The following is a 26,506-nucleotide window of genomic DNA, read 5'->3' on the forward strand; positions in this document are numbered from 1 at the left end:
CTAGGCGGCCCGCCGCAGGTCGGGGCGGCAGTCGCGGCAGTGGCCGGGCGTCGGGGCCCGGAAGGCCCGGTCGCACCCCTCGCAGTTCTGGAGCGGATCGGGACGGGCCGGGGCCGCGCCACCCGGCCCCGCCGGCAGGGGCGGCGGAAGCAGAGCGGTGAGCCGGTGGGCCAGCAGGGCGGCCGGGTGCCGCAGATCGTCGGGGAGCGCAGCCGCGAGAGTACGGCGTACGGCATCGGGTGCGGCCCCGCGCTCCAGCCAGGCGGCGGCCGCGGGGGCGAGACGGCGGACGTCCCGCTCGGCGAGGAGCAGGCGGGAGTCGTGGCGCCGCAGATCGGAGATGAGTTCGGTGGCGGCCCGGTGCCGGTCCAGGTCGGGGGTGTCCGGCTCGGGGAGGGGCTCGCGTTCGGCCCGTTCGGGCTTCTCCGGAGCGGGTGCCGGAGTGGGAGCGGGAGCGAGTGCCGGAGTGGGAGCGGGAGCCGGAGCGGGAGCGGGAGCCGGAGCGGGAGCGGGAGCGAGTGCCGGCTCGGCGTCGGGCCGCGTACCGGGCTGGTTGTACGACACCGTCCGGGTGACGACCTCACCTCCGGGCAGCCGCTCCCGCGTCCGGGAGAGATATCCGTGCCGCTCCAGCTCACGCAGGGCCCCGGCGACACGGTGCTCGCTCTCCGGGAAGCGGGCGGCGAGGAACTTGATGCCGATGCGGGCCCCGGCGGGCAGCGACTGGATGTGCACGGCGAGCCCGATCGCGAGCAGGGAGAGCTCGCGGTGCTGGGCGAGGTGGTTGCCGACGACCGTGTAGCGGGCCGTGTGCCGGGCGTTGACGTGAACGACACCGGATCGGGGGGTGTCGGCGGGTACGGAGGACTTGGCGCGCGAGGGCGCGCTAGGGTGCTGGAAAGCCATCAGGAAGGGGCTTACTTCCTAGTTGGTCAGGCCCTCGGCCGGGATGCCAGTCCCGCCGGGGGCCGTCGCATGTCTGTGGTTGTCGCGGCGAGCATATGCCCGCGAACAGGCAGGAAAGCCAGCCCAGTTGGTGAATGTCACCCGCGTGAGTGACGGGCGCCCGGGCGTCGACGGTTGGGTTGGTGGGGAGGTATTTCCCCAAAGGCTTTCAAGCTTTTATGTCGTGGCGCACCGGTTCACGGCCGACCGGGTCGCGCACGTCCGCGACCCGGTCGACACAGTCCCGCACAGTCCCTCATCCCCCAGTCCGGCCCACCGGTTCGGGGTGTCGTACGAGCCACTCCTGGAACTCGCGGTGACGGAACTGGTAGGCGATGCCGGAGGTGCGCATCAGGCCTGCTGTCACCGTCCAGTCGAGGAACCGTGCCAGGCGGAAGCGGAGTTGGTACTGGGAGGCGAGGAAGACGAGGTAGCCCACCCAGTCCCGCTGCAGCACCAGGATCCCCACCATGAGCAGGCTGCCCATCACCGCGTCCGCGGCCTGGGCGCCGCCCGTGGTCACCGCTCCGATGCACGGAACGCCCATGCACAGGACGAAGGTCCACCAGCCCGCTCTGACGGGGCCGGCCGGTCCGACCGCCGTGCTGTCCAGCCGGCTCGCGGACGCCCATGCCAGCATCGCCAGGCAGAGCCACCCGAGCAGCAGCAGGACCAGTGGGTTGCCGCCACCACCGCCCACCGCCTCGGGAAGCACCTGCCAGACGCCGGTCGCCAGGATCGCCGCCGCGATGTAGGGCGGAACACTGCGCGCGCTCACCCGGAAGAACCGGCGCAGCCCCACCCGCCAGAGCGGGCTGCCCAGGGACGGCATCGCGATCTCTGCGATCATCGGCGTGTTCTTGCCGCGTATCTCCTCGATCAGCGAGCCGACCACCATCACGATCGTGATCGCGGACATCACCGTCATGTCGCCGTCGGACCACGGCAACGACCGTGCGAGCACCAGGGCCGGCAGTACGGCGGCCAGCACCAGGCCCGCGCAGATCACCGCGCGCACCCGGCGCGGCGGCAGCCGTTCCCCCAGCCGGTGCAGCACCAGGTCGGTCTCCGCCGCGCTGTCCGAACCCAGCAGAACGGCCAGCCGGTGCAGGCGGAGGTGGATGTCGTACGGCCGGTAGCGGTCGCATGCTCGGGGCGCGCTTCTCACCGACGCCTCGATGAACCGGCCCAGGAGCAGATCCGCGATCGCACCCACGGTCGCGGCGGGCACCAACTCCGCCGGGTCGCCGTCGCGTTCGTACACCACGCTGGCCAGGGTCAGCCGCCACGGCGTCGACAGCGCCATCGCCAGCACGCCCTGCGGCGACGCTCCGAGCTCGTCCAGGACCGGCTGCCACGGGCCGGGCCGCCGGGCCGCGCCGCGCTGCCCGAGGAAACGGATCGCCTGCCCCGGCGTCACCGGGGCGATCTCGATGCGGGCGGCGTCGAGGATATGGCTGCCGTCGGCCTCCAAGTCGTCGTACCGGTGCGTGCGGCAGGTCAGGACGAGCGGGGCGGGGTCCGTGCCGTACTGGTAGGTGGCGAGTGCCTCCAGGGCCCAGCGCGCCCTGGACTCCGTCGCACTCACGTCGTCCGCGTCCATCTCGTCCAGGCCGTCGAGCACGGGGAGGACCATCTGCCCGGCCATGACCGCCCGGGCGGACCTCGGCGGCATCCCGAAGTCCCGCTCCAGGTGGCGGACGATCCAGTCGGACAGCGGCTCGTCCTCGTCCCAGTCGGCCAGTGCGACGAGCACGGCGACCGGCTCGTCCTGCGTCCTCGCCCGGTTGAGCTCCATGACCAGCTTCCTGGCCAGGACGGTCTTGCCCGCTCCCGCCGCCCCTGTGATGACCATGCGGCGCGGCCGCAGCGCGCGGTAGTCCTCGACCACCCGCTCCAACTGCCCGGCCGGGGTACCCGGCAGCTCCGCCGCGCGGGCGTGGGCGTAGGGGCGGAAGGTGAACGTCACGTCGATGGCGGCGAGGTCGCCGCCGAGGCTGTGCGTCCACTGCGGTTCGCCGACCGAGTTCACCTCCCGGGCGAGCCTGGCGACCGCGGCCGCCTGGTCCTCGTGCGCCCCCGGCCTCGCCCACAGGAGCGCGACGAGCGCGACCACCAGGCCCGGCAGACCGACGACCATGGAGACCAGGCCGCTGCGGTCGGACACGCCCAGGGGATCGTGTTCCGGAACCAGTACGTAGAACAGCGCCCCGGTGACCAGGAGGGCCGTCGCCCCCACCCAGGCCATCCCCGCCCCGCGCCCCCCGGCTGCCATGGTGGACATAGTGCCGCAGGACGCGGGAGGCGGACCCTTACGAACCCAGGATCGACGTCAGGAACTCCCCGACCCAGGCCAGGAGTTCGCGGCCGACGAGCGGCTTGCCGCCGACCTTTGCCGTCTTCGGGCGGGGGACCAGGATCTGGTTCGCGGTCGGCTTGATGACCGTGCCGGGATAGAGGCGTTTCAGCCTGAGCTCCTGCGACTCCCGCAGATCGACCGGCGCGAAGCGGATGTTGTTGCCCTGGAGGACGATCTCGCCCACCTCGCAGGCCCGGGACAGCATGCGCAGGCCCGCTACCAGGAGGAGGTTCTCGACCGGCTCCGGCAGCTTGCCGTAGCGGTCGACGAGTTCCTCGCGTACCGCCTTGATGTCCTCCTCCGTGTTGGCGGAGGCGATGGCGCGGTAGGCCTGGAGGCGCAGGCGCTCGCCGGGGGCGTAGTCGTGGGGGACGTGCGCGTCGACCGGCAGCTCGATCTTGACCTCCAGCGGCGGCTCCTCCTCCACGCCGCCCTCCAGGGACGCGCGGTAGTCGGCCACGGCCTCGCCGACCATGCGGACGTAGAGGTCGAAGCCGACGCCCGCGATGTGGCCGGACTGCTCGCCGCCGAGGAGGTTGCCCGCGCCGCGGATCTCCAGGTCCTTCATCGCCACGTACATGCCCGCGCCCATCTCCGTGTGCTGGGCGATGGTCGCCAGGCGCTCGTGGGCCGTTTCCGTGAGCGGCTTCTCCGGGGGGTAGAGGAAGTAGGCGTAACCGCGCTCGCGGCCTCGGCCCACGCGGCCGCGCAGCTGGTGGAGCTGGGACAGGCCGAAGTTGTCGCCCCGCTCCACGATCAGCGTGTTGGCGTTGGAGATGTCGATGCCCGATTCGACGATCGTCGTCGAGACCAGGACGTCGAACTTCTTCTCCCAGAAGTCCACGACGACCTGTTCCAGGGCCTGTTCGGACATCTGGCCGTGGGCGGTGGCGATGCGCGCCTCGGGGACGATGTCCCGGAGGCGGGCCGCCGCCCGGTCGATCGACTCGACGCGGTTGTGGATGTAGAAGACCTGTCCCTCGCGCAGGAGCTCGCGGCGGACCGCCGCGCCGATCTGCTTCTCCTCGTAGGGCCCGACGAAGGTCAGGACCGGGTGCCGCTCCTCGGGCGGGGTGGTGATCGTCGACATCTCGCGGATGCCGGTGACGGCCATTTCGAGCGTACGGGGAATGGGGGTCGCCGACATGGTGAGCACGTCGACGTTGGCTCGGAGCTTCTTCAGCTGCTCCTTGTGCTCGACGCCGAAGCGCTGCTCCTCGTCGACGATGACCAGGCCCAGGTCCTTGAACCTGGTCTCGGAGGAGAAGAGGCGGTGCGTGCCGATGACGATGTCCACCGAGCCGTCGCGCAGGCCCTCCAGGGTCGCCTTGGACTCGGTGTCCGTCTGGAAGCGGCTGAGCGCCTTCACGCTGACCGGGAACTGCGAGTACCGCTCGGAGAACGTGCCGAAGTGCTGCTGGACGAGGAGCGTGGTGGGGACCAGGACCGCGACCTGCTTGCCGTCCTGGACCGCCTTGAAGGCGGCGCGGACCGCGATCTCCGTCTTTCCGTAGCCGACGTCGCCGCAGATCAGACGGTCCATCGGAACCGTCTTCTCCATGTCCTCCTTGACCTCGGCGATCGTGGTGAGCTGGTCGGGCGTCTCCACGTAGGGGAAGGCGTCCTCCAGCTCGCGCTGCCAGGGGGTGTCGGGCGCGAAGGAGTGGCCGGGCGCCGCCATGCGGGCCGAGTACAGCTTGATGAGGTCGGCGGCGATCTCCTTGACCGCCTTCTTCGCGCGCGCCTTCGTCTTCGTCCAGTCGGCGCCGCCGAGCCGGTGCAGCGTCGGGGCCTCACCGCCGACGTACTTGGTGATCTGCTCCAGCTGGTCCGTGGGGATGTAGAGCCGGTCGCCGGGCTGGCCGCGCTTGGCGGGGGCGTACTCCACGACGAGGTACTCGCGGGTGGCGCCCTGGACGGTGCGCTGCACCATCTCGATGTAGCGGCCGACGCCGTGCTGCTCGTGGACGATGTAGTCGCCGGCCTCCAGGGTCAGCGGGTCGATCGTCTTGCGGCGGCGCGCCGGCATGCGCTGGCCGTCCTTGCCGGCCGCCTTCTGACCGGTCAGGTCGGTCTCGGTGAGCACGGCGAGCTTCAGCGCCGGGTCGATGAAGCCGTAGTCGATCGAGCCGCAGGAGACGTGCACGAGCGAGGGCGTCAGCTCGCCGAGGTCCCCGTCGAGGCGGGCCGCGATGCCCTCGCCGCCGAGGACCTCGACGGTACGGGCGGCGGGTCCGTGGCCCTCGGTGACGTACACGGTGCGCCAGCCGTCGGACAGCCAGCCCTTCGTGTCCGCGAGGGCCTTCGCGGTGTCGCCGCGGTACGTCTCGGGGGCGTGCATGCCCAGCTTGAGGGTGTCCGCGCCCGGCGCGTCAGCGCCATGTGCCAGCGTCTCGTCGGCGGCGAAGGGGCTCACCGACCACCACATCATGCCGAGGTCGCGCGCGTGCTCGCGGACGTCCGCGATGCCCCAGAGCGAAGCGGCGCCCACGTCGATCGGCGCCTCGCCGCCACCCGCCGTCGCCGCCCAGCTGGCCTGGAGGAACTCCTGCGAGGTCGCCACCAGGTCGGCCGCGCGCGTCCGCACCCGCTCCGGGTCGCAGACCACCGCCATGGAGTCCTCGGGCAGCACGTCGAGCAGCAGCTCCATGTCGTCCACGAGGACCGGGGCCAGCGACTCCATCCCCTCGACCGCGATGCCCTCGGCGATCTTCCCGAGCAGCTCGCCGAGCTCCGGGTGCTGCTCCGCGAGGACCGCGGCCTTCTCCCGCACCTCGTCGGTGAGCAGCAGCTCCCGGCAGGGCGGCGCCCACAGTCCGTGCGGGGCGACTTCGAGGGAGCGCTGGTCGGCGACCTTGAAGTAGCGGATCTCCTCGACGTCGTCGCCCCAGAACTCCACGCGCAGCGGGTGCTCCTCGGTGGGCGGGAACACGTCGAGGATGCCGCCGCGCACGGCGAACTCACCGCGCTTCTCGACCAGCTCGACCCGGGCGTACGCCGCCGCCGCCAACGCCTCGACGATCTGGTTCAGATCGGTGCTCTGGCCCGAGCGCAGCGCCACGGGCTCCAGATCGCCGAGGCCCTTGACCTGCGGCTGGAGGACGGAACGGACCGGCGCGACGACCACCGAGACCGGGCCGGTCTCCGGGTCGTCCGTGCTGGGGTGGGCGAGCCTGCGCAGCACCGCGAGACGGCGGCCGACGGTGTCGGAGCGGGGCGAGAGGCGCTCGTGCGGCAGCGTCTCCCACGACGGGTACTCCGCGACGCCGTCCGGCGGCAGGATCGTGCGCAGCGCCGCGGCCAGATCCTCGGCCTCGCGGCCGGTGGCCGTCACGGCGAGAACGGTACGGCCCGACTCGCGGGCCAGCGCCGCCACCGCGAAGGGCCGGGCCGCGGGGGGACCGACCAGGTCGATGTGCGTGCGGTGGCCGTCGGCCGCGGCCTTGACCGCTTCGGTGAGTGCGGCGTCCTTGACGACGGCGTCGAGCAGACCGTGCAGGCTCATTGAAGGCTTTCCGTCCAGGTACCGGGGTGAGCCGGAGGTGGGTGGGCAACGCGAACCGCCCGGCACGTCGCACGGGCCGGGGGTATCCAGCGTACGACCACGGGGTGATCCGCGCGGCCCGGTGCGGGTGGGTCCGGTGCGCCCCGGCGGGCGGGGCCGGCCGCGCCCTCCCGCACAATGACCGGAAACCGCCTGTCCCGAATTTTCCGGCCCGCCGTGTAAACCGGGCGTGCGTCCCAGGCGTACTCCCTTCGAGAACCGCCGCACACGCACCAGGAGACCACTTGACCGACGAGGAGTTCGAGGCGTTCTACGCGCACTCCGTGCGACCGCTGGTCGGGCAGGTGTATCTGATGACGGGCGACCTCCACGAGGCGCAGGACGTGGTCCAGGAGGCCTTCGTCCGCGCCTGGGCGCGCCGGACACGCCTGGAGCGGGACGCCGGGCCCGAGGCGTGGGTCAGGACCGTCGCCTGGCGGCTCGCCGTCAGCCGGTGGCGGCGGCACGGGCGGGCCGCGGACGCCTGGCGGCGGCACCACGGGGAGCGGGCGGACACCGCGCCCGAGCCCGAACCGGACACGGTCGCACTGGTCGCCGCGCTGCGGCGGCTGTCCGAGCGGCAGCGGCGGGTGGCGGTCCTGCACTACGTGTGCGACCTGTCCGTGCAGCAGGTCGCCGCGGAGACCGGGATCGCGGCCGGGACCGTGAAGTCCCACCTGTCCCGTGCCAGGGCGGCCCTCGCGCCGCATCTCGACGACGCGCCCGCCGACTACGCGCCCACCCCGGAGGAGCACCGTGACTGAGTTCCAGTCCCCGGCGGACGACCGTCTCGCCGTCGCGCTGAAGCGGGCCGCCGAAACGGGCGGCCTGCTCGCCTCGCCGGTACCGGCCGGGCAGCTGTCCGCGCGCGGCGCCCGCCGCAGACGCAGGACCTACGCGGCGGGCGCGGCGCTCGCCGTGTGCCTGGTGTCCGGTGGTGCGGCGGTCGCCGCGCTGCAGCTGGGCCGCGGGGACGAGCCGGTGGGGCCCGCGGTGCCGCCGAGCCCGACGAGGTCCGCCTCCCTCCCGGAGTCGTCCTCCTTCGCCGACCGCTCCCCCTCCCCCGGCGTCGAGGACTCCCTGCCGCCGACGCGGACGCAGACGGGGACGCCGTCGCGGACCCCGCCGGGGACGCCGACGGGGACGGGGACGGGGATGCCGTCCCGGATGCCGTCGGCGTCGCTGCCGCCGGACTCCGCGACGCCGACCACACCGCCGACCCCCTCGGGGAGCTGACTCCTTTCGTGCGCGCCGCCGCCGCTGCCGCTGCACGGGGCCCCGCCCCGGCCCCCGCTCCTCGATCGCCGGAGGAGCCGAATCGTCGTCCACCAGAAAGCCACCCCATGCCCGGAGCCACGACCGATCTCCCCGTTCAGGCGCTGACCCACGAGCACATACCGGAGCGGGACAGGCCCGCCTCCGCGCCCGCCACCTCCGGCAGGGCGGGACGGCTCTGGGACCGCGCCCCGTATCTGCTCGCCGCCGGGCTGTTCGTCGGGTACGCCGTCGTGTCCGTGAGCCGGTTCCGGCGGCTTGAGACACGGTCCTGGGATCTCGGGATCTTCGAGCAGGCCGTGCGCGCGTACGCGCACTTCCAGGTGCCGGTGGCCGACCTCAAGGGGCCCGGCGCGAACATCCTCGGCGATCACTTCAGCCCCGTCACCGTCCTCCTCGCGCCCGCCTACCGGATCTTCCCCTCGCCGGTCACGCTGCTCGTCGCGCAGGCGCTGCTCATCGCCGTCTCCGTCGTCCCCGTGACCCGGGCGGCGACCCGGCTCCTGGGGCGCGGCTCCGGGCTCGCGGTCGGCGTCGCGTACGGGCTGTCGTGGGGGGTGCAGCGCGCCGTCGACTTCGACTTCCACGAGATCTGCTTCGCCCTGCCGCTGATCGCCTTCTCCCTCGAAGCCCTGCTGCGGCGGCGGTGGCGGGCCGCCCTGATCTGGGCGCTGCCGCTCGTCCTCGTCAAGGAGGACCTGGGCGTGACCCTCGCGGCGATCGCCCTCGTGGTGGCGCTCCGGTGCCGCCGCACGGACCCGAAGACCCTGCCCTACGCCCTCGGTGCCGCCGCGTTCGGCGCGGTCGCCACCCTCGTCACGCTCACCCTGGTCATCCCCGCCTTCAACTCGGTCGGCGGGTACGACTACTGGGCCAAGGTCGGGGATGCGGGCGGCGCCGCCGGGGTCCTCGACGGGTCCGGCACCAAGCTGCGGACCCTCGCCTGGCTGCTCGTCCCCACCACCGGACTGCTCGCCCTGCGCTCGCCGCTGCTCCTGATCGCGCTCCCCACGCTCGGCTGGCGCTTCCTCTCCGCCGACGACCACTACTGGGGCACCGACTGGCACTACAGCGCCGTCCTGATGCCCGTCGTGCTGCTCGCCCTCGCCGACTCCGTCGACACCGCGCGCCGCAGCGCGAAGCCGTGGCTGCGCGGGTACGCCGACCGGTTGCCGGCCTGTGCCGCCGCCGCCGCGCTGGCCCTCACGACGTCCCTTCCGCTGGCGGGCCTCACCGAGCCGGCGACGTACGGGAAGAGCAAAGAGGTCGCCGCCGTGGAGCGGGTCCTCGACCGGGTCCCCGACGGCGCCACCGTCGAGGCGAACATCGGGCCGATCAGCAGGCTGACCTCGCGGGCCCGCGTCTTCTGGGTGGGCTCGGCCGAGCCGGTCGTGCCCGAGTACGTGGCCCTGGACGTGCGGTCCGGGTGGACGCGGGACCCGGTCGCGTACGCCGACGGGCTGCACCCGGGCGTGCGGTACGTCGCCGAGGACGCCGCCTACGGGTACGTGCTGCTGCGCAGGGAGTGAGTCGCAAGAGTGAGTCGCAGGGAGTGAGAGCCCGTCCTCCAGAACGCCACCGGCCCCGGCGGGTGCGCGGTGCGCGCCCGCCGGGGCCGGTCTCCCCCGCACCCCCGTGGCGGTGGCTACTCGGTGGCGATGGCGTTGAGGACGTTCATCCGGCCGGCCCGGAAGGCCGGGACAAGTGCCGCGAAGAGGCCCACGAAAGCCGATCCGATGAAGACCGCGATGATCGTCGGCCAGGGGATCTCCAGGACCTTCAGGCCCTCGAGCGCCAGGAGCTTCTGGGCGGTCGCGCCCCAGCCCATGCCGAGGCCGAGGCCGAGGAGGGCGCCGAAGAGGGCGATGACCACCGACTCCAGGCGGATCATGCGGCGCAGCTGGCGGCGCGAGAGGCCGATGGCCCGCATCAGGCCGATCTCGCGGGTGCGTTCCACCACCGAGAGGGCCAGCGTGTTCACGACGCCGAGGATCGCGACGATGATCGCCAGGCCCAGCAGGCCGTAGACCATGTTGAGGAGCTGGCCGACCTGGTCCTTCAGCGTCTGCTTGAAGTCGGTCTGGTCCATCACCTTGTACTGCGGGTAGGCGTCGAGGGACTTCTTCAGGGAGGCGTACGCGGCGTCCTCCTGGCCCTTGGTGGCCGAGGCGAACATCATGTCGTTCTGCGGAATCCGGTCCGCGGGGACGTACTGCTCCAAGGTCGTGATGTTGAGGTACATCGCCCCCTTGTCGACGGAGGTGTCGTCGGAGGTGATGGCCGCGAGCCGCAGCTTCGCCGTCCTGCCGTGCTCGAAGGCGATCTTCAGTTCGTCGCCGACCTTCAGGCCGTGCTTCTTGGCGAAGTCGTCGCCGACCGACATGGCGTTCTTGCCGTAGGCGGCGGACAGCTTGCCCGCGACGGTCTCGCGGCGCAGGTCCGTGGCGTAGGAGGGGTCGGCGGCGCTCAGGCCGACGCCGTCCACGGTCTTTCCGGCGGGCGTGGTCATGTCCGCGTCGATCTGCTTGTAGCGCGTGATGTGCGCGACGTGGTCGGCCTTGCCGAGCGCCTCGGCGGCCTTCGCCGTGATGGAGACGCCGGGCTGGGTGGGTTGGACGATGAAGTCCGCGCCGACCGACTTGTCGAGCTCGTCCGTGGCCGAGGCGACCATCGAGGAGCCGACGACGGAGAGGCAGGCGACCAGCGCGAGGCCGATCATCAGGGCCGCGCCGGTGGCGCCGGTGCGGCGCGGGTTGCGCAGGGCGTTGCGCTCCGCCATCCGGCCGACCGGGCCGAACGCCCGCAGCAGCACCGCGCTGATGACGCGGACGACGCCGGAGGCGAGCACCGGGCCGATGACGACGAAGCCGATGAGGGTGAGGACGACGCCGCCGCCCAGGAAGAGGGAGCCGTCCTTGGCCTTGTCGGCCTGCGACGCGGCGTAGAGGGCGAAGACTCCGCCGCCGGTGAGGACGAGGCCGATGACGGCGCGCAGCGCGCTCGCCCTGCCGTCGGCCGGGGTGCCCGCGTCGCGGAGCGCGGCCATCGGTGAGACCTTGCCGGCCCGGCGTGCGGGGAGGTAGGCGGCGAGGACGGTGACGACGATGCCGAGGACCATGCCGACGACGGGGGTCGTCCAGCCGACGGTGAGGTCGCCGGTGGAGAGTTCCATGCCGATGCCGGACATGAGCTTCATCAGGCCGACGGCGAGGCCGATGCCCGCGCCGACGCCGAGGACCGAGCCGAACACGCCGAGCAGCAGCGCCTCGACGAGCACCGAGCGGTTGACCTGCTTGCGGCTGGAGCCGATGGCGCGCATCAGGCCGATCTCGCGGGTGCGCTGGGCGACCAGCATCGAGAACGTGTTGATGATGAGGAAGATGCCGACGAGGAAGGCGATTCCGGCGAAGCCGAGCATCGCGTACTTCATGACGTCCAGGAAGCTGCCGACGGACTCGCGGTTGTCGTCCGCGGTCTCCTTCTGCGTCTTGATGTCGTACGAGGAGGCCTTGGCGTCGAACACCCCGGCGACGTTCTTCTTCAGCTGGGTGTCGCTGACGCCCTGGTCCGCGGTGAGGTTGACGTGCGTGAACCGGCCGGTGGCGCCGAGGAGTTCGCGCTGCGAGGTCGCGGTGTCGAAGTAGACGATGGCGGCGCCGGGGTTGGTCACCTTGAAGGTGGCGATGCCGGAGATCTTCGCGGTGTGGTCGCCGGTGGCGGCGATGGTGCGCAGCTCGTCACCGAGTCCGAGGCCGTGCTTGTCGGCGGTGTCGGCGTCGATCATCACCTCGGTGGGGCCGCGCGGGGCGTGGCCGGAGCTGATGTCCATCGAACGCAGGTCGTTGTGCGTCCAGTTGCCGGCGATGGTCGGGCCGCCGTTGGTGGGGCCCATGTTCTTGTTCTTCGCGTCGACGACGGTCACGCTCTGGCTCATGACCGCGCCCTCGGCGGCCTTGACGCCCTTGGCCTGCTTCGCCTGCTGGACGACGGAGGCGGGCATCGACTCGGGCTTGCCGCTGCGCGGCGCCTCGTCCACGTCCTGCGCGGACTTGGGGGTGACGGTGACGTCGGCGGAGGTCGCCGCGAAGAGCTTGTCGAAGGTGGTGCTCATCGTGTCGGAGAAGACGAGCGTGCCGCACACGAACGCCACCGAGAGGACCACGGCCACCGCGGAGAGCGCCATGCGTCCCTTGTGCGCGAAGAAGTTGCGCATGGAGGTCTTCAGGACGGTCATGACGTGCGCCCCCGCGCGTCGAAGGAGGGGGTCTGGGGGCGCCCCCCGGAAAAGCGCAGCATTCGGTCGAGGACCTGGTCGGCGGTCGGGTGGTGCATCTCGTCGACGATCCGGCCGTCGGCGAGGTACAGGACGCGGTCCGCGTACGAGGCGGCGACCGGGTCGTGCGTGACCATCACGATGGTCTGGCCGAGCTCGGTCACCGAGCGGCGCAGGAAGCCCAGCACCTCGGCGCCGGCGCGGGAGTCGAGGTTTCCGGTGGGCTCGTCGCCGAAGATGATCTCCGGCCGTGAGGCGAGCGCGCGGGCCACGGCGACGCGCTGCTGCTGGCCGCCGGAGAGCTCGGTCGGCCGGTGCTTGAGGCGCCCGGCGAGGCCGACGGTCTCCACGACCTGGTCGAGCCAGGCCCGGTCGGGCTTGCGGCCCGCTATGTCCATCGGGAGCGTGATGTTCTCGATGGCGTTCAGGGTCGGGAGCAGGTTGAACGCCTGGAAGATGAAGCCGATCCGGTCCCGGCGCAGCTTCGTGAGCTTCTTGTCCTTGAGGCCGGTGATCTCGGTGTCGTCGAGGTAGATCTGCCCGCCGGTGACCGTGTCGAGGCCCGCGAGGCAGTGCATCAGGGTGGACTTGCCGGAGCCGGAAGGGCCCATGATCGCGGTGAACTGCCCGCGGGCGATGTCCACGTCGATGTGGTCGAGCGCGACGACGCGGGTCTCCCCGGTGCCGTACGCCTTCACTACCTGGCGCGCCCGTGCCGCCACGGCCGTACGCCCTCCAGTGCCCCCGTGCCTGGGTGTGGTCACAGCCGTTGTCACGGTAAATCTCCTATGTCGGTCATGCGGTGAGTCGAGCCTGTTCGCCGTGCGAACAAGTCTGGTGTGACGGAGGGTCCCGGCGCGCTGGTGCTCAGCGCAGTCTTTTCCGGGGGTAAACCCCACCCCCGCCGGTGTGGTTGTCCGAGCCGGCCCCGTGCCCGGCTCGTAAAGCAAATCTAAGGACCGCCCCGGCCCGGCTCATCCTCCAGTGGTACGAACCCTCCCCGGTCCGGAGTACGGAGGTTCCCCTAGGGGTTCTCCACCCGCCGGTGGAGATCGACTCGGGGTTGTCTACACCCTGCCCTCCACCCCCGACGGGTGAGAAAGTGGCCCGCAGCAACTGCATGCAGGGGGAAGGAACTTCGGTGGGCACCAAGGATGCGGTACCGGACGCGATACCGGGCGCGCTGCCGGGCGCGACGCGCGGCAGGGGCGCGGTCGTCGCCGCGCTGATGCTCTCCATGGCGCTGGCCGCCGTCGACTCCACCATCGTGTCGACCGCCGTCCCGCAGATCGTGGGATCGCTCGGCGGCTTCCCGATCTTCTCGTGGCTCTTCTCCGGCTACCTCCTCGCGGCCACCGTCACCCTGCCCGTCTACGGCAAGCTCTCCGACACCTTCGGCCGCAAGCCCGTCCTCGTCGTGGGCTGCGTGCTGTTCCTGCTCGGCTCCGGGCTCTGCGCGCTCGCCTGGAACATGGAGTCGCTCATCGCCTTCCGCGTCGTCCAGGGCCTCGGTGGCGGCGCCGTCCAGGGCACCGTGCAGACGCTCGCCGCCGACCTCTACCCCCTCAAGGAACGCCCCAAGATCCAGGCCAAGCTGTCGACGGTGTGGGCCACCTCGGCCGTCGCGGGCCCCGCACTCGGCGGTCTCATCACCGCGTACACGGACTGGCGCTGGATCTTCCTGATCAACCTGCCCATCGGGGCGGTCGCGCTCTGGCTGATCGTGCGCCACCTCCACGAACCCCGGCGGGAGAGCGTCGCGCGCGGCCGCGTCGACTGGCCCGGCGCGCTCGCCGTCTTCGCCTGCGGCGGCACCCTCCTGACCGCGCTCGTGCAGGGCGGGGTGGCCTGGGACTGGGTGTCGGCGCCGTCGTTCGCGCTGTTCGGCGCCGGGCTCGTCCTGATCGCCGTCGTCGTCCTCGTCGAACGCCGCGCCGAGGAGCCGATCATCCCCGGCTGGGTCTGGCGCCGACGCACCATCGCCGCCGTCAACCTCGCCCTGGGCGCGCTCGGCCTCCTCATGGTCGCGCCCACCGTCTTCCTGCCCACGTACGCCCAGTCCGTGCTCGGACTCGCCCCCGTCGCCGCCGGGTTCGTGCTCTCCGTGATGACGCTGAGCTGGCCGGTCTCCGCCGCCCTCAGCCAGCACGTGTACCGCAGGATCGGCTTCCGCAACACCGCGGTCACCGGCATGTCCGCGGCCGCGCTGATCCTCTTCCTGTTCCCGCTGCTGCCCTACCCCGGCGCCGCCTGGCAGCCCGCCCTGCTCATGCTGCTGCTCGGCGCGGCCCTCGGCCTCTTCCAGCTGCCGCTGATCGTCGGCGTCCAGTCCACCGTCGGCTGGGCCGAGCGCGGCACGGCCACCGCGTCCGTCCTGTTCTGCCGCCAGATCGGCCAGACGCTGGGCGCGGCCCTGTTCGGCGCGGTCGCCAACGCAGTGCTGAGCGCGCGCCTCGACGGGGCCGGGTCCCTCGACTCGGTGGCGGGCATCCTGGACGACCCCGGATCGGTGGCCGACCCCGAGCCGCTGCGGCGGGCCGTCGACTCCGCCGTCGACGCGGTGTATCTCGGGGCGGGCTGCGCCGCCGTACTCGCCCTGCTGGTCCTGCTGTTCCTGGCGCCGCGACGCTTCCCGGTGCTCCAGGACCGACAACTCGCCCCACAGCAGGAGCAGTTGTCCCCCACACAACAGTCCGACTGACCGGTTCCCCGAAAACCCCGCACACCGGCCCTACTTACAAGTAACGTCTCGGCTCCTCTCGCTCCCTGCGGTCCGCACCACCGGGCCGGAAGCCGCGCAAGGAGAACCGGGATGTCCCACCCCCCATACGATCCGCAGCACCCGCACCTCACCTACCCCTGGCAACCGCCACCCCCACCACCCCCGCCACCCGCACCCCGCCTCCCCCGCCACCCCGCGCCCGGCCGCCACAGCGACCTGCGCAGACTGCGCGGCGCCTACCGCCGGCAACGCCGCATCGCCACCCTCACCGCACTCGGCTACTTCACGCTCTTCCTCGCCCTGTCCGCCTTCGCGCCGGCCCTGATGACCGGCACCGTCACCGGCGGCCTGACCACCGGACTCCTGCTCGGCCTCGGCCAGCTCCCCGTCGCCTGCGTCGCCTGTCTCGTGTACGAGTACACGGCACGCCGCCGCCTCGACCCGCTGTCCCGGCGACTGCGCGCACAGGCGGGCGGGAACCCGGCATGAGCGAGGAAGCGCAGACCATGTCCCTGGTGGCCTTCACCGTCGTGGTCACCCTCACCCTGCTCCTGTGCGTCCTGACCGGACCCGACCGGGACGACCTCGACGAGTTCTACACCGGCTTCGGCGCGCTCTCCCCCATACGCAACGGCCTCGCCATCGCGGGCGACTACATCTCGGCCGCCACCGTCCTCGGCACCACGGGCGTGGTCGCCCTCCTCGGATACGACGGCGTGGTCCTCGCCCTGAGCACGGCGCTCTCCCTCACCCTGCTGATGTTCCTGCTGGCCGAACCCCTGCGCAACGCGGGCCGGTTCACCATGGGCGACGTGGTGGCGCGCCGCATGCCGGGCCGCGCCGTCCGGATCGCCGTGTGCGCCGCCACCCTGGCCGCGCTGCTCCCGCTCATGATGGTCCAGCTGGCGGGCGCGGGCGACCTCCTCGCCTTCCTCCTCGGCTTCTCCGACGACGGCCTGAAGACCGGCTGCATCGTCGCCCTCGGCGCCCTGATGATCAGCTACGCGGCGATCGGCGGCATGAAGGGCACCGCCCTCATCCAGATCCTCAAGATCGTGATGCTGCTCGGCTCCGGCGCGGTGGTCGCCGCGCTGATCCTGCGCCGCTTCGACTGGGACCCGGGCGCCCTGCTGGCCGCCGCGCAGCGCGGCAGCGGAGCGGGACCCGCCTTCCTCCGGTCAGGACTGCAGTTCGCGGACAGCCCCAACCCCCGCCTCGACATGATCAGTTCGGAGTTGACGGTCGTACTCGGCGGCGCGGCGCTCCCCCACGTGACCATGCGCATGTACACGGCGCGCACCGCCCGCGACATACGCCGCTCCATGTCCTGGGCCGTCGCGTCGGTCTCCCTCTTCGTCCTGGTCATCACCGTCGTGGGATTCGGCGCTACCGCGCTCATCGGCCGGGCCGCGATCGCGAAGGACGACCCGCAGGGCAACACCGCGTACCTCCTCGGCTCCCGCGCGGCGTTCGGCGCCCACACCTCGACCGCCGAGACGCTGCTCTTCACGACGGTCACCACGGCACTGTTCCTGACGCTGCTCGCCTCGGTGGCCGGCATGATCCTCGCCTGCGCCAACTCCCTTGCCCACGACGTCTTCGCGCACGGCCGCGCGTGCCCGCCCCGCCGCGAGATGATGCTGGCCCGCGCCTCCGCTCTGGCCACGGGAGCGCTGGCGATCCTCCTCGCGGTCCTGGTCAAGGACCACAGCCTCCAGCCGCTGGCCACGCTCTCGTTCTGCCTCGGCGCGTCGGCCCTCGCACCCGCCCTGGTCTACAGCCTCTTCTGGCGCCGCTACACACGGACGGGGCTGCTGTGGACGCTGCTCGGCGGCACGCTCGGCGCGACGGTCCTGATGACCGGCACGAACCTGGTGTCCGGCAGCCCCGGCGCCGCGTTCCCGAACCACGACTTCACCTGGTTCCCCTTCACCACGACAGGCATCGCCTCCATCCCGCTGGGCTTCCTCCTCGGCTGGCTCGGCACCCGGCTCTCCGACCGCAACGAGGCGGAGGACCACCGCAAGCGGTACGAGGCGGTGGAGGGCTGGATCCTGGCGGGGGCGGGACGAGGCGAAGCGCCACGTTCATGACACCCGCGTACGGGACCGGCGACTGGCGACTGGCCACCGGCGACCGGCGAGCGACGAGCGGCGGCCGGCGACTGGCCACCGGCGAGCGACGAGCGGCGAGCGGCGAGCGGCCAGCGGCGGCCTAGGGTGTCTCCTCCGCCGGGGCCCGGCCCGTCAGCGCCGCCAGGCTGCTGCGCACGTGGTCCATGTGCGCCCGCACCTCGTCCCACTCCTCGCTGTGCTCGCGCAGCACCCGCTCCGTGTCACGGGCCAGCCGCTCCTCGACCAGGACCGCCTCCGCGACCAGCTCCGCGCCCCGCGCCTCCGCGTCCTCCTGCCGGTGCCGCGCGGCCTCCTCCGCCGCCGCGAACGCTCGCTTCGCCTCGGAGAGCCGGGCCTCCGCCGCGGCCACCCGCTCCGCGTCCCGCGCGTCGGACAGCGCCTCGCGCTCGGCGATCTCCCGCTCGGCGGCCTCCCACCGCTCGCCCTGCTCCTTCTCCTGCTCGGCGAACAGCCCCTCGCACCGCTGCCGCATCTCCCGCAGCGCGGCCAGCGCCTCACCGCGCCACGCCTTCACGTCCTGCCGCGCGGAGATCCGGGTCTCGTCGGCCGTCGCCCGGTCCGCCAGGAGCCGCTGCCGCACCCGCTCGTCCGCCTCGGCGCCCACCTTCTCGGCGTGGGCGCGCGCGGCCTCCCGCGCCTCCCGCGCGTCGGCCTCGGCCGTCTCCGTCAGCCGCCGCGCCTCGGCTTCCGCGGCCTCACGCAGGGCGGCGGCCTCGGCCTCGGCGAGAGTCAGGATCTGCCGGGCGCGCTCGCCCAGCGTCTCGTACGTCTGAGGGGCAAGGCGCGACACCACGTCCCGCAGGTGCTCGGCCTCCACCTCCATGTCCTTGGCGAGGACAGTCAGCCGGGCGGCCCGCTCCCACGCCTCGTCCCGCGCCCGGGAAAGACCGGCGGCGTACGCCTCCACCTGTTCGGGACGGTAGCCGCGCCCCCGCACGGTGACGAAGCCGTGCGGCGACGACGGTGCACCGCTGCTGCTCATCCTTGGACCCCTCTCCGACGTACCACGCGCGCACAGCGCGATTGGCGCACATCCTGATGGATCAAGCGGAAGCGCTCATAACGCGACACTCCGCCCACTCCACCTGGTCAAGGATGCGCCAATTGGTGCCGGAACCCGGAATCGGGGCGTCATTCCCGCCGCCCACGCCCCGAATGGCCGAGGCGCCCGCCCCGTTCCCGGGCCGGGCGCCTCGTACGGCGGAACACCGCGGAAAACCGCGGAAACCCGCGGAAAACCGCGGCGGGCGACTACAGCAGCCCGTCCCACATCTGCTCGAGCAGCACCGACCACCAGCTCTCCGGCGAGGCGAGCGCCGCCGGGTCGAGGGCGGCCAGCTGGTTCTGGAAGTCGACGGTCCAGCGGCCCGCCTGCTCCTGGTTGAGGCCGAAGCGCAGCCGCCACATGCGGCCGAGCAGCGCCATGCAGCGCGCGAACTCGGGCAGCCCCGTGTTCACGAACTGCGGCGGCACGGGCGCGCCGCCCGGACCCGCCTCCACCGGCACCGCCACTATGTTCGCCGTGCCGTACTGGACGCACAGCGCACGCCCGAAGTCGCTGCCCATCACCAGGTACGACCCCGCGTCGGACGCCGGCTGCACACCCCGCTCCTGCGCCAGCTCCGCCAGCGTCGGCACCGGGCGCCCCGGCTGGGCCTGCGCCCAGAAGAACGGCCCGAAGTCGACGGGCAGACCCGCCACCACGAGGGTGTGCGCCACGAGGTCCGGCACGCCCTGCCGGGACACGGCCCGCTGGTCGAACCGGAAGATGCCGGGACCGAACGCCGCGGCCAGCTCCTGCGCGACGCCCTCCGGGGGGATCGGCGGGGCGGGCGGCAGCTGTTGCAGCGGGGCGCGCACCGGGGCCGGCCTCGCGGGGCCGTCCGCGACCTGGTGCAGCTCGCCCTGGTGCGCGAGGAGTTGCTGCATGCCCTGCCTGCGGGACGCGTGGTCCCTGCCGTACGGGGCGATCGACGTGATCCGCGCCTGCGGCCACGTCTCGCGGATCATGCGGGCGCAGTACGCGCCCGGCAGCTCGCAGGACTCCAGCTCGGTGTGGAGTTCGAGCACCTGCTGCGGCGGCACGTTCATGCCGCGCAGCTCGTGCAGCATCTGCCACTCAGGGTGCGGGGTGCCGGGCGCCGAGCGCCGGATGAGCTGCTGCTCGGACCCGTCGGCCGCGCGGTAGCGCAGCACGGCCTGGTAACCGGGCCCCACGGTCGGCTGACCGGTGGGCTGCTGCGGATAGCCGTACGGCTGACCACCGGGGGCTCCGGGTACGCCGGGTACGCCGGGGGCACCCGCGGCCCCCGGGGCACCGGGAACACCCGGCATACCGGGAGCGCCGTGCATACCGGGAGCACCGGGGCCGGGGTGGCCCGGCGCGGGCGGCGGAGGCATGCCGGGCGCACCCGGGCCGCCGACCGCGGGACCGGCCAGCATCGTCGCGGCCTGGTGGACGCCGCCGCCGGGGGGCGGGGGCGGGGGCGGCGGGGCGCCGGGACCGGCGGACACGCCCGGAGCACCGGGGCGGGCGCCGGGCTGACCGGGGGGACCCGGAGGCTGCGGAGCACCGGGAGCGCCTGGAGGAGCGGGCGGCTTCAGCCCACCCGGACCGCCCATGCTCGGATCGGCCAGCATCGTCGCCGCGTGATGCACCCCGCCCGGAGGCGTACCGGGAGCACCGGGAGGACCGGGCGGACCGGGAGGCTGAGGTGCGCCGGGGGGAGCCGGCGGCTGCGGGGCGCCGGGCGCACCCGGGCCGCCGACCGCGGGACCGGCCAGCATCGTCGCCGCGTGATGCACCCCACCGGGAGGCGTACCGGGAGCAGCGGGAGCGGCCGGTGGCTGCGGAGCGCCCGGAGCCGCGGGCGGCTGGGAGCCGTCCGGGCCGAGCGAGGACACGAGCTGCGTCGGAACGTAACCACCGGCAGGAGTGCCGGGGGCGCCGGGCCCCGAAGGCGGCGGTGTGCTTCCGGGGGGCGGGGCGGGCGCACCCGGCGGGGCGGGAGGCGGCGGGGTGCCGTGCGGCGGCCTCTCCGCCTTGTGGGTGGCGGCGTCCGCGATGTTCCCGGCATCCGGGGCGCCGGGCCCCTGCGGGTACCCGTACGCGGAAGCACCGGAAGCACCGGGGGCGTTGGGCGCACTCGGCGGCGGAGGCGTCGGCGAACCGGCGGGCGGGCGCGTCGGATTGGCCGGCGGACCGGCCGGACCGGCCGGAGCTGCAGGACCGGCCGACACCGGAGACCCCGAAACCGAAGCGGCGGAAGTACCCGGAGCCGCGGCGCCCGAAGCCGCAGGACCACCCGGACCACCCGGACCCACGGGACCACCCGGAGCCGGGGCGCCCGAAGCCGCAGGACCACCCGGCGCCGAAGCACCCGGACCCGCAGGGCCACCCGGCGCCTGCGCGTCCAGTGCCGGTGCGATCGCCGTTGCCGGAAGGTGGCTGCCACCGTGCATCAGGGCCGTCTTCGCGTCCGGCGCGAAACCGGGCGCCGGGGTGTCGTCGTCCGCGTCCAGACCGGCCAGCGGCGGCGCGAACACCGTGGCGGGCAGCGGCACCGAATGGTCCTCGCCCCCGTCGGCGTTGGTGTCCGTGCCCGCCCACGGGGTCGCACCCGCGGGCACGCCCGCCGACGTGGCGGGCAGGCTGTCGTCACGCTCGGGCACGTCGTCCTCGTCGGAAGCGGCGGCCCTGGGCCACGGCGTACCGCCACCGGGAGTGGCAGGGACGGCGGGAGCGTCAGGAGTGGACGTAGCAGAGGGAGCGGAAGGAACAGCTGGAGCGGAAGGAGCAGCCGGAGCAGAGGGGGTAGCGGGAGCGGAAGAGGCAGCCGGCACCTCGGGCTCCGAACTCGCCGTCTCCGCACGCCGGTCCGGAATCCCCAGCTTGTCCGCCGCCTCCTGGAGCCACTCCGGAGGAGTCAGCAGGAACGACGTCTGGTTCAGGTCGACCCGCTCCGGGGGCGCCGGCACCGCGTCCTGCGGCACCGCGTCCGACAGGCCGTACTCCTCCTCGTACCGGCGGATCACCTCGCCCACGGGCAGCCCGGGCCAGAGCGTCGCGTCGCCGCTGTCCCGCGCGATGACGAGCCGCTGCCCGCCGCCGTCCGACACCGGACCGTTCTCCCGGTCCTCGGCCCACACCACGAACCCGAGGTCGAACTCCCGGACCCGCACCTCACGGTGCTGGTAGCCGGGCACGTCCCCGTTGATCCACTCCTCGGCGCGCTCCTGCGCCTGCGCGAAAGTCACCACTGTTACGTCACTCCCCACCCGACACGGGGACGGCGTGCGCGAAGCCGCCGTCCACCATCAGGTTCGCCACGGTCTCCAGCTCCGGCGGATTGCCCGCGAGCCGGGACAGGAACACGTCGAAGTCGTCGCCGCACGGCAGCAGAAGCCGCCGCACCCGCTCCGCCGGCGGCCACCCGGCCGCCTCCGAGACGTCACGCGCGTCGTCGTACGCGCAGAACCACACCGAACCGACCCGATCGCCCTTGACCTTCACGGCGAGCAGACCGCCCTGCACGAAACCGACCCCGAGATAGTCCTTCGTCAGGTGATCGCGCAGGCACTTGTTCACGTACACCAGGTCGTTGACCGCTGCCTCGTCCCGCACCGTGAAGAACGGCTGGTCCACGAGGAGTCCGAGCTCGGCGTCGAGCGCCGCGCCGACCGGCGCGCAGCCGCCCGCCGCCTTCAGGAAGGAGCGGTAGGCGCCCGGCAGCCGGTAGCCCAGGTCCTCCTCGACGCCCTGCACCTGCGCCTCGGTCACGGCGACCGACGCCTTCGGCAGCCCGAAGTGCGCGGGACGCGTCTCCTGGAGCGGGCGCGTGCCCCTCTTGTCCTGGTCCACGGCCGTCGTCGCGATGCCGCCGTGATGCCGCAACAGCGCCTTCACCTCGACGGGAACCAGCTCCAGACGGCGGCTGTTCGGCGCGTGGTGCCAGGTCCAGCCGTGCGGGGTCGCCACCGCGGGGATCGTGTCCCACAGTTCGTGGCCCGCCGCCGCCATCGCCGCGTTCGCCGACACGTAATCCGTCAGCCGCAGCTCGTCGACGCCGAAACCTTCCGGCGGCTCGGCGATCTCCGCGGCAGCACGCGCGTACGACGAGAAGTCCGGGAAACCGTGCTCGTCGACCCGCACTCCTCTGGGATGGCGCGCGGCACGGACCGGGTCCGGGAAATGCACCACCTGCCCGGCGTAGGCCGCGTTCGGCGGCGCGGACTGCTGCCCCAGCCGACCTGTCGTCATGGCGGTTGCCCCCTGCGGCACTGTGGAAGGTTCTGGTTCTGGTCCTGCGATGTCGACACAGCCTATGCGCAAGAACGGCACCGGTCACCGGGCCTCCGATTCCATGACCACCAGCCACCGGACGGTCACCGTGTGACGAATCCCGACGGGAAGCCAGGCGTGTCGCAGTGCCCCAGCTTCCGCACCACCCGCCCCATTTGGCAGGCTGTCCCCCGCAACGCGGGGGCGTGGCACACGCGGTGACGGCCGCGAGCAGGGGGAGGGAAGAGCACGATGCAGACGGCACAGAGCGGCATGTCCGGCCACACGCTGTCCACGACGGCGGCCACCACGACCGACGAGACCACCGGCCAGGGGCACGGCCCCGCGACCGTTCCGGCCCCGGGAGACCCCCGGGTCGGCTGGAGCGCGACCGCCGCCCACGCGCCCATACTGCGCCAGCGCCGCGACGGCATCCTGCCCACCGTCGCCGCCGCCCTCTCCGTACGCGGCCAGACCACCCTCACCTGCACCGCGGGCCGCGGCGAGGAACCCCCCACGCTCCACCCGCTCGTGCAGGACTTCCTCGACGCCCTCACCAGCGGGCAGCGCGAGCGCTTCACCGGCCGCTGCGCGGAAGCCATCCTCATCTCCCGCCACCTCACGGCGGCCGACGCGAGCCGCTCCAAACGCGCCTCCCGCAAGCCCATGACCAACGGCGAGGCCCGCAAGGCGCTGAAACACGCCAAACTCACCACCCGCCGCATCCGTGAGGACGGCGACCCCCTGCACGGCGGCTTCGCCCAGCCCTGCCGCTCCTGTACGGCCCTCACCGCACACTTCGGCGTCCGGGTCGTCGACCCCACGACCACCGAAGCCTGACCGCCGCCCGGCCGACCACCCCCACGAACCGCCCTGCCGACCGCCCCCACGACCGAACGAGGGCCACCACCCGATGCACCCCGAGCACCCCCTCCCCGTCCCCGTCGACGCCGCCCTGCGCGCGGCCGGCTGGCGCCCCGGACGATGGGACATAAAGCAGGCCGAGATCTGGGCCGACGCCCTGCGCCGCCACACCTCGCCCGCCGGGCACCGGCACACCGTCTTCCCCGCAGCCGTCGAGGCCTGGGCGGAGTACGGCGGCCTGCACATCGCCCCGCAGGGGCCCGGCCGTCAGATAGCTCCCGCCACCATCCACCTCGACCCCATGTACGGCCTCCACCTCGCCCGCACCCTGGGCGACCTCGGCCGCGCCCTCAGTACAGAGGTGTGCCCCATCGGCGAGGAGCCCGACAATCAGGCGCTCCTGGCCATCGACGCCGAAGGCCGCGTCTACAGCCTCGACCACAGCGGCGACTGGTTCCTCGGCGCCCACATGGAACAGGCCCTCGCCACGCTCCTCACCGGCGCCCAGCCCACCCGCCTCTCGGTGAGCGCGAACACCTAGGAAGCCGCGACCGGCCCTAGCCCATGGCGGGGGACGCGGCCGGAAGCACCGCGGAGACCCGGAAGCCGCCGCCGTCCGTCGGGCCCGACACGAACACGCCGCCCAGCGCCGTGACCCGTTCCTTCATCCCCACCAGACCGTTGCCGCCGCTCGGCAGCCGGGCGTCCGCGGTGCCGTCCGCCTCCGGCGGCGGCTCGTTCTCCACCTGCATCGCGATCTCCGCGCCCCGGTACGCGAGACGCACATACGTCTTCGCGCCCGCCGCGTGCTTGTGGACGTTGGTCAACGCCTCCTGCACCACCCGGTAGCCCGTCTGCTCGACCTCGGCGGAACAGTCACGCGGCTCACCCTGTACCGACAGGTCGACCGCCATGCCCGCGGCACGCGACTGCCCCACCAACTCGTCCAGCTCCGCCAGGCACGGACCGTCCTCGTCCACCGCGCGCGACGCCGCCGCGGCGGCCGCGAACCCCACCGCCGCCAGCGGCAGCGGCTCCGCGGGCTTCTGCCCCTTCGTCCCATCACCGGCCCGCAGCACCCCGAGCATCTCCCGCAGCTCGGTCAGCGCCTGCCGCCCCATGTCGCCGACGAGCGCCGCGTTCCGCACGGCCTTCTCCGGATCCTTCCGCGCGACCGCCTGCAACGCCGCCGCGTGCACCACCATCAGGCTCACCCGGTGCGCCACCACGTCGTGCATCTCACGGGCGATCCGCGTCCGTTCCTCGTTCCGCGCCCACTCGGCCCGCTCCTCGGCTCGCTCGGCCAGCAGCTGAAGCTCCCGCTCCAGGCTGTCCGCCCGCTCCCGCATGCCCTCGACCAGGCGGCGCCGCGCTCCCACGTACAACCCGAGGAGCACCGGGGGCGCCGTCACGCCGATCGCGGCGGTCACCGCGAAGAACGGAATGAACTCGCTGCCGATGGACGGGCTGCCCTCCGCCATGTCCTGGTTGGCCCGCACCAGCGCGACGATCAGGGTGCCCGCCATCGACATGCCGGCGAGGGCGCCCGTGATCCGGCGCGGCAGTTCGGAGGCGGCCAGGGTGTAGAGGCCGACGACCGTCAGCAGGACGCCCATCTGCGCGGGCGTGATCGCGATCGATATCAGTACGACGGCGACGGGCCAGCGGCGCCGGATCAGCAGCGCGGCACCCGCGAGCGCCCCGAAGCCGACCCCCACCGGCACGGGCAGCCCCGCGTCCCGCGCGAAGGCGATCCCCTCCGCCCCGCACTCCGCCGCGGACAGCACCGCGAGCCCCGCGTCCAGCGCGGCCCCGCGCCACCGCTCCCACCACCACGGCCCGGTCATGGCCGTGGTGCGGTCGTCCCCCGTCGTGGTCATGCCTTCCAGCGTACGGGCGTTCCGCCCCGGTTTTCCGGCGAGTTTCCCCCTCGGTGATCCAGCACACGCCCCGTTCGACGAGAAGCGAAACCTGCCGATATCCCTCGAACTGCTGAACCCTTTACGGTTCCGCCCCGGAAGACCACATTCCGCCACGACGGTCGTCCCATGACAGAGATCACGCCCGTCGAGGGCGGCATGGGCAAGTACGGGGACTTCGAGGGGCTGCGGGAGAAGGCGGTCGCCCTGCGGCGGGCCGGGCTGAGCCTGCGGCAGATCCGCGACGAGTTGAAGGTCTTCAACAACGACATTCTGAACAGGCTGGTGCAGGGCGAGCCGCCGCCCTCCTGGACGAAGCGGCCCAACGCGAAGGACGACCTTCGGGAGCGAGCGCGGGAGCTCCGGATTCAGGGCTGGACGTACGACCAGATCCAAGTGGAACTCGGGTGCTCGAAGAGTTCGATCTCGCTGTGGGTACGGGATCTGCCGAAGCCGGAGCGGCAGCGTACCCGCGAGCAGGCTTCAGCGATCGCTCGGCGCGGCTGGGAAGCCACCCTCCGGCGGCGCGAAGCGGAACGGCAGGAAACGAAGCGGGCGGCCGCGGTCGAGGTCGGCACGATGTCCGACCGCGAGCTCTTCCTGCTGGGCGTCGGCCTCTACTGGGCGGAAGGCGCCAAAGCCAAACCTCACCGCCCCCAGGAACGGGTCGACTTCATGAACAGCGACCCCAACATGATCACGGTCTACTTGGCCTGGCTCCGACTCTTGGGCGTAGCACCGGAACGCCTCCGCTTCCACGTGGCCATTCACGAAACAGCAGACATCGCAGCCGCCGAACGCTTCTGGGCAGACCTCACCGGCGCCGACGCCGACGCCTTCGGCAAAACCACGCTCAAGAAGCACAACCCCAAGACCAACCGGAAGAACGTGACCGAGACGTATCACGGTTGCCTGCTCGTACGCGTTCTACAGGGCGCCGAGTTGTACCGTCGCATCGAGGGTGCCTGGTACGGCATAGTGTTGTCCGCACGCCGATCCGATCAATGAGATTCGGACGTAGCGGGCAAACCATCCCGGGTCGTCTAATGGTAGGACAAAGAGTTTTGGTCTCTTGAATGAGGGTTCGATTCCTTCCCCGGGAGCCACAGAGTTGGGTCCTGACCGCCGAGGTCAGGACCCGCCCTCATTTCCACCCCCCAACGCCCCGGTATCCTGCGGATGTCCTCCT

At 72.6% G+C, this 26,506-nt stretch carries 18 protein-coding genes and 1 tRNA gene; 10 read left to right on the forward strand and 9 right to left on the reverse strand.

The features are described 5' to 3' along the window. The 3 genes from AB0N81_RS34085 to mfd form a co-directional block, all read right to left on the reverse strand. Complete coding sequence (locus AB0N81_RS34085; protein ID WP_365365295.1) at positions 1-906, reverse strand: helix-turn-helix domain-containing protein; 906 nt, start codon at positions 904-906, stop codon at positions 1-3. A 295-nt stretch (positions 907-1,201) separates the two neighbouring features. Next, a complete protein-coding gene (locus AB0N81_RS34090; protein WP_365365297.1) occupies positions 1,202-3,220 on the reverse strand; it encodes an NACHT domain-containing protein in 2,019 nt (672 codons plus the stop codon). Between the two features lie 37 nt (positions 3,221-3,257). Further along, positions 3,258-6,809 (reverse strand): transcription-repair coupling factor, encoded by a 3,552-nt coding sequence (gene mfd, locus AB0N81_RS34095; RefSeq protein WP_365365299.1) that lies wholly within the window; start codon positions 6,807-6,809, stop codon positions 3,258-3,260. A gap of 284 nt (positions 6,810-7,093) precedes the next feature. On the opposite strand from mfd, the gene AB0N81_RS34100 reads away from it, so the two are divergent. The 3 genes from AB0N81_RS34100 to AB0N81_RS34110 all read left to right on the forward strand — a co-directional run bounded on the left by AB0N81_RS34100 (position 7,094) and on the right by AB0N81_RS34110 (position 9,652). After that, positions 7,094-7,612 (forward strand): SigE family RNA polymerase sigma factor, encoded by a 519-nt coding sequence (locus AB0N81_RS34100; RefSeq protein ID WP_365365301.1) that lies wholly within the window; start codon positions 7,094-7,096, stop codon positions 7,610-7,612. Then, positions 7,605-8,084, forward strand: a complete 480-nt coding sequence (locus AB0N81_RS34105; RefSeq protein ID WP_365365303.1) for a hypothetical protein — start codon at positions 7,605-7,607, stop codon at positions 8,082-8,084. Before AB0N81_RS34100 ends, AB0N81_RS34105 begins: the two co-directional genes overlap by 8 nt. A 107-nt stretch (positions 8,085-8,191) precedes the next feature. Next, positions 8,192-9,652 carry a DUF2079 domain-containing protein gene (locus AB0N81_RS34110; RefSeq protein ID WP_365365305.1) on the forward strand — a complete coding sequence of 487 codons (1,461 nt, stop codon included), beginning with the start codon at positions 8,192-8,194 and terminating at the stop codon, positions 9,650-9,652. Positions 9,653-9,768: 116 nt separating this feature from the next. On the opposite strand, the gene AB0N81_RS34115 is transcribed toward AB0N81_RS34110, so the two are convergent. Both AB0N81_RS34115 and AB0N81_RS34120 read right to left on the reverse strand, forming a co-directional pair. Beyond that, the gene (locus AB0N81_RS34115) at positions 9,769-12,357 is read right to left on the reverse strand and encodes an FtsX-like permease family protein (RefSeq protein WP_365365307.1); all 2,589 of its coding nucleotides are present in this window, start codon (positions 12,355-12,357) and stop codon (positions 9,769-9,771) included. Continuing rightward, complete coding sequence (locus AB0N81_RS34120) at positions 12,354-13,172, reverse strand: ABC transporter ATP-binding protein (RefSeq protein WP_365365309.1); 819 nt, start codon at positions 13,170-13,172, stop codon at positions 12,354-12,356. The genes AB0N81_RS34115 and AB0N81_RS34120 overlap by 4 nt, the downstream gene beginning before the upstream one ends. Positions 13,173-13,516: 344 nt before the next feature. Between AB0N81_RS34120 and AB0N81_RS34125 the strand changes: the two genes are divergently transcribed. From AB0N81_RS34125 to AB0N81_RS34135, 3 genes are all read left to right on the forward strand, one after another. Then, the gene (locus AB0N81_RS34125; protein ID WP_365365397.1) at positions 13,517-15,097 is read left to right on the forward strand and encodes an MFS transporter; all 1,581 of its coding nucleotides are present in this window, start codon (positions 13,517-13,519) and stop codon (positions 15,095-15,097) included. Positions 15,098-15,208: 111 nt separating this feature from the next. Beyond that, entirely contained in the window at positions 15,209-15,607 is a 399-nt protein-coding gene (locus AB0N81_RS34130; protein WP_365365311.1) for a DUF485 domain-containing protein, read from the forward strand. Then, positions 15,604-17,211 (forward strand): cation acetate symporter, encoded by a 1,608-nt coding sequence (locus AB0N81_RS34135; RefSeq protein WP_365365313.1) that lies wholly within the window; start codon positions 15,604-15,606, stop codon positions 17,209-17,211. The genes AB0N81_RS34130 and AB0N81_RS34135 overlap by 4 nt, the downstream gene beginning before the upstream one ends. 121 nt (positions 17,212-17,332) lie before the next feature. Here AB0N81_RS34135 and AB0N81_RS34140 read toward each other — a convergent pair whose 3' ends face one another. The 3 genes from AB0N81_RS34140 to AB0N81_RS34150 all read right to left on the reverse strand — a co-directional run bounded on the left by AB0N81_RS34140 (position 17,333) and on the right by AB0N81_RS34150 (position 22,513). Then, positions 17,333-18,235, reverse strand: coding sequence for a cellulose-binding protein (locus tag AB0N81_RS34140; RefSeq protein WP_365365315.1), 903 nt, complete (start codon positions 18,233-18,235; stop codon positions 17,333-17,335). A 269-nt stretch (positions 18,236-18,504) separates the two neighbouring features. Continuing rightward, on the reverse strand, positions 18,505-21,513 hold the full coding sequence (locus tag AB0N81_RS34145; protein ID WP_365365317.1) for an SUKH-4 family immunity protein: 3,009 nt from the start codon (positions 21,511-21,513) through the stop codon (positions 18,505-18,507). A gap of 7 nt (positions 21,514-21,520) precedes the next feature. Further along, the gene (locus AB0N81_RS34150; protein ID WP_365365319.1) at positions 21,521-22,513 is read right to left on the reverse strand and encodes an SMI1/KNR4 family protein; all 993 of its coding nucleotides are present in this window, start codon (positions 22,511-22,513) and stop codon (positions 21,521-21,523) included. A gap of 273 nt (positions 22,514-22,786) precedes the next feature. On the opposite strand from AB0N81_RS34150, the gene AB0N81_RS34155 reads away from it, so the two are divergent. Both AB0N81_RS34155 and AB0N81_RS34160 read left to right on the forward strand, forming a co-directional pair. After that, on the forward strand, positions 22,787-23,374 hold the full coding sequence (locus tag AB0N81_RS34155; protein WP_365365321.1) for a YwqJ-related putative deaminase: 588 nt from the start codon (positions 22,787-22,789) through the stop codon (positions 23,372-23,374). Between the two features lie 73 nt (positions 23,375-23,447). Further along, complete coding sequence (locus AB0N81_RS34160) at positions 23,448-23,939, forward strand: SUKH-3 domain-containing protein (RefSeq protein WP_365365323.1); 492 nt, start codon at positions 23,448-23,450, stop codon at positions 23,937-23,939. 16 nt (positions 23,940-23,955) lie between these two features. On the opposite strand, the gene AB0N81_RS34165 is transcribed toward AB0N81_RS34160, so the two are convergent. Further along, a complete protein-coding gene (locus AB0N81_RS34165; protein WP_365365325.1) occupies positions 23,956-25,278 on the reverse strand; it encodes a histidine kinase in 1,323 nt (440 codons plus the stop codon). Positions 25,279-25,446: 168 nt separating this feature from the next. On the opposite strand from AB0N81_RS34165, the gene AB0N81_RS34170 reads away from it, so the two are divergent. Beyond that, entirely contained in the window at positions 25,447-26,325 is an 879-nt protein-coding gene (locus AB0N81_RS34170; protein WP_365365327.1) for a hypothetical protein, read from the forward strand. Positions 26,326-26,349: 24 nt separating this feature from the next. After that, a tRNA-Gln gene (locus AB0N81_RS34175) sits at positions 26,350-26,423 on the forward strand. The last annotated feature ends 83 nt before the right edge of the window (positions 26,424-26,506 follow it).

Origin of the sequence: Streptomyces sp. NPDC093510, assembly GCF_040683555.1 — a bacterium.
Taxonomy (GTDB): domain Bacteria; phylum Actinomycetota; class Actinomycetes; order Streptomycetales; family Streptomycetaceae; genus Streptomyces.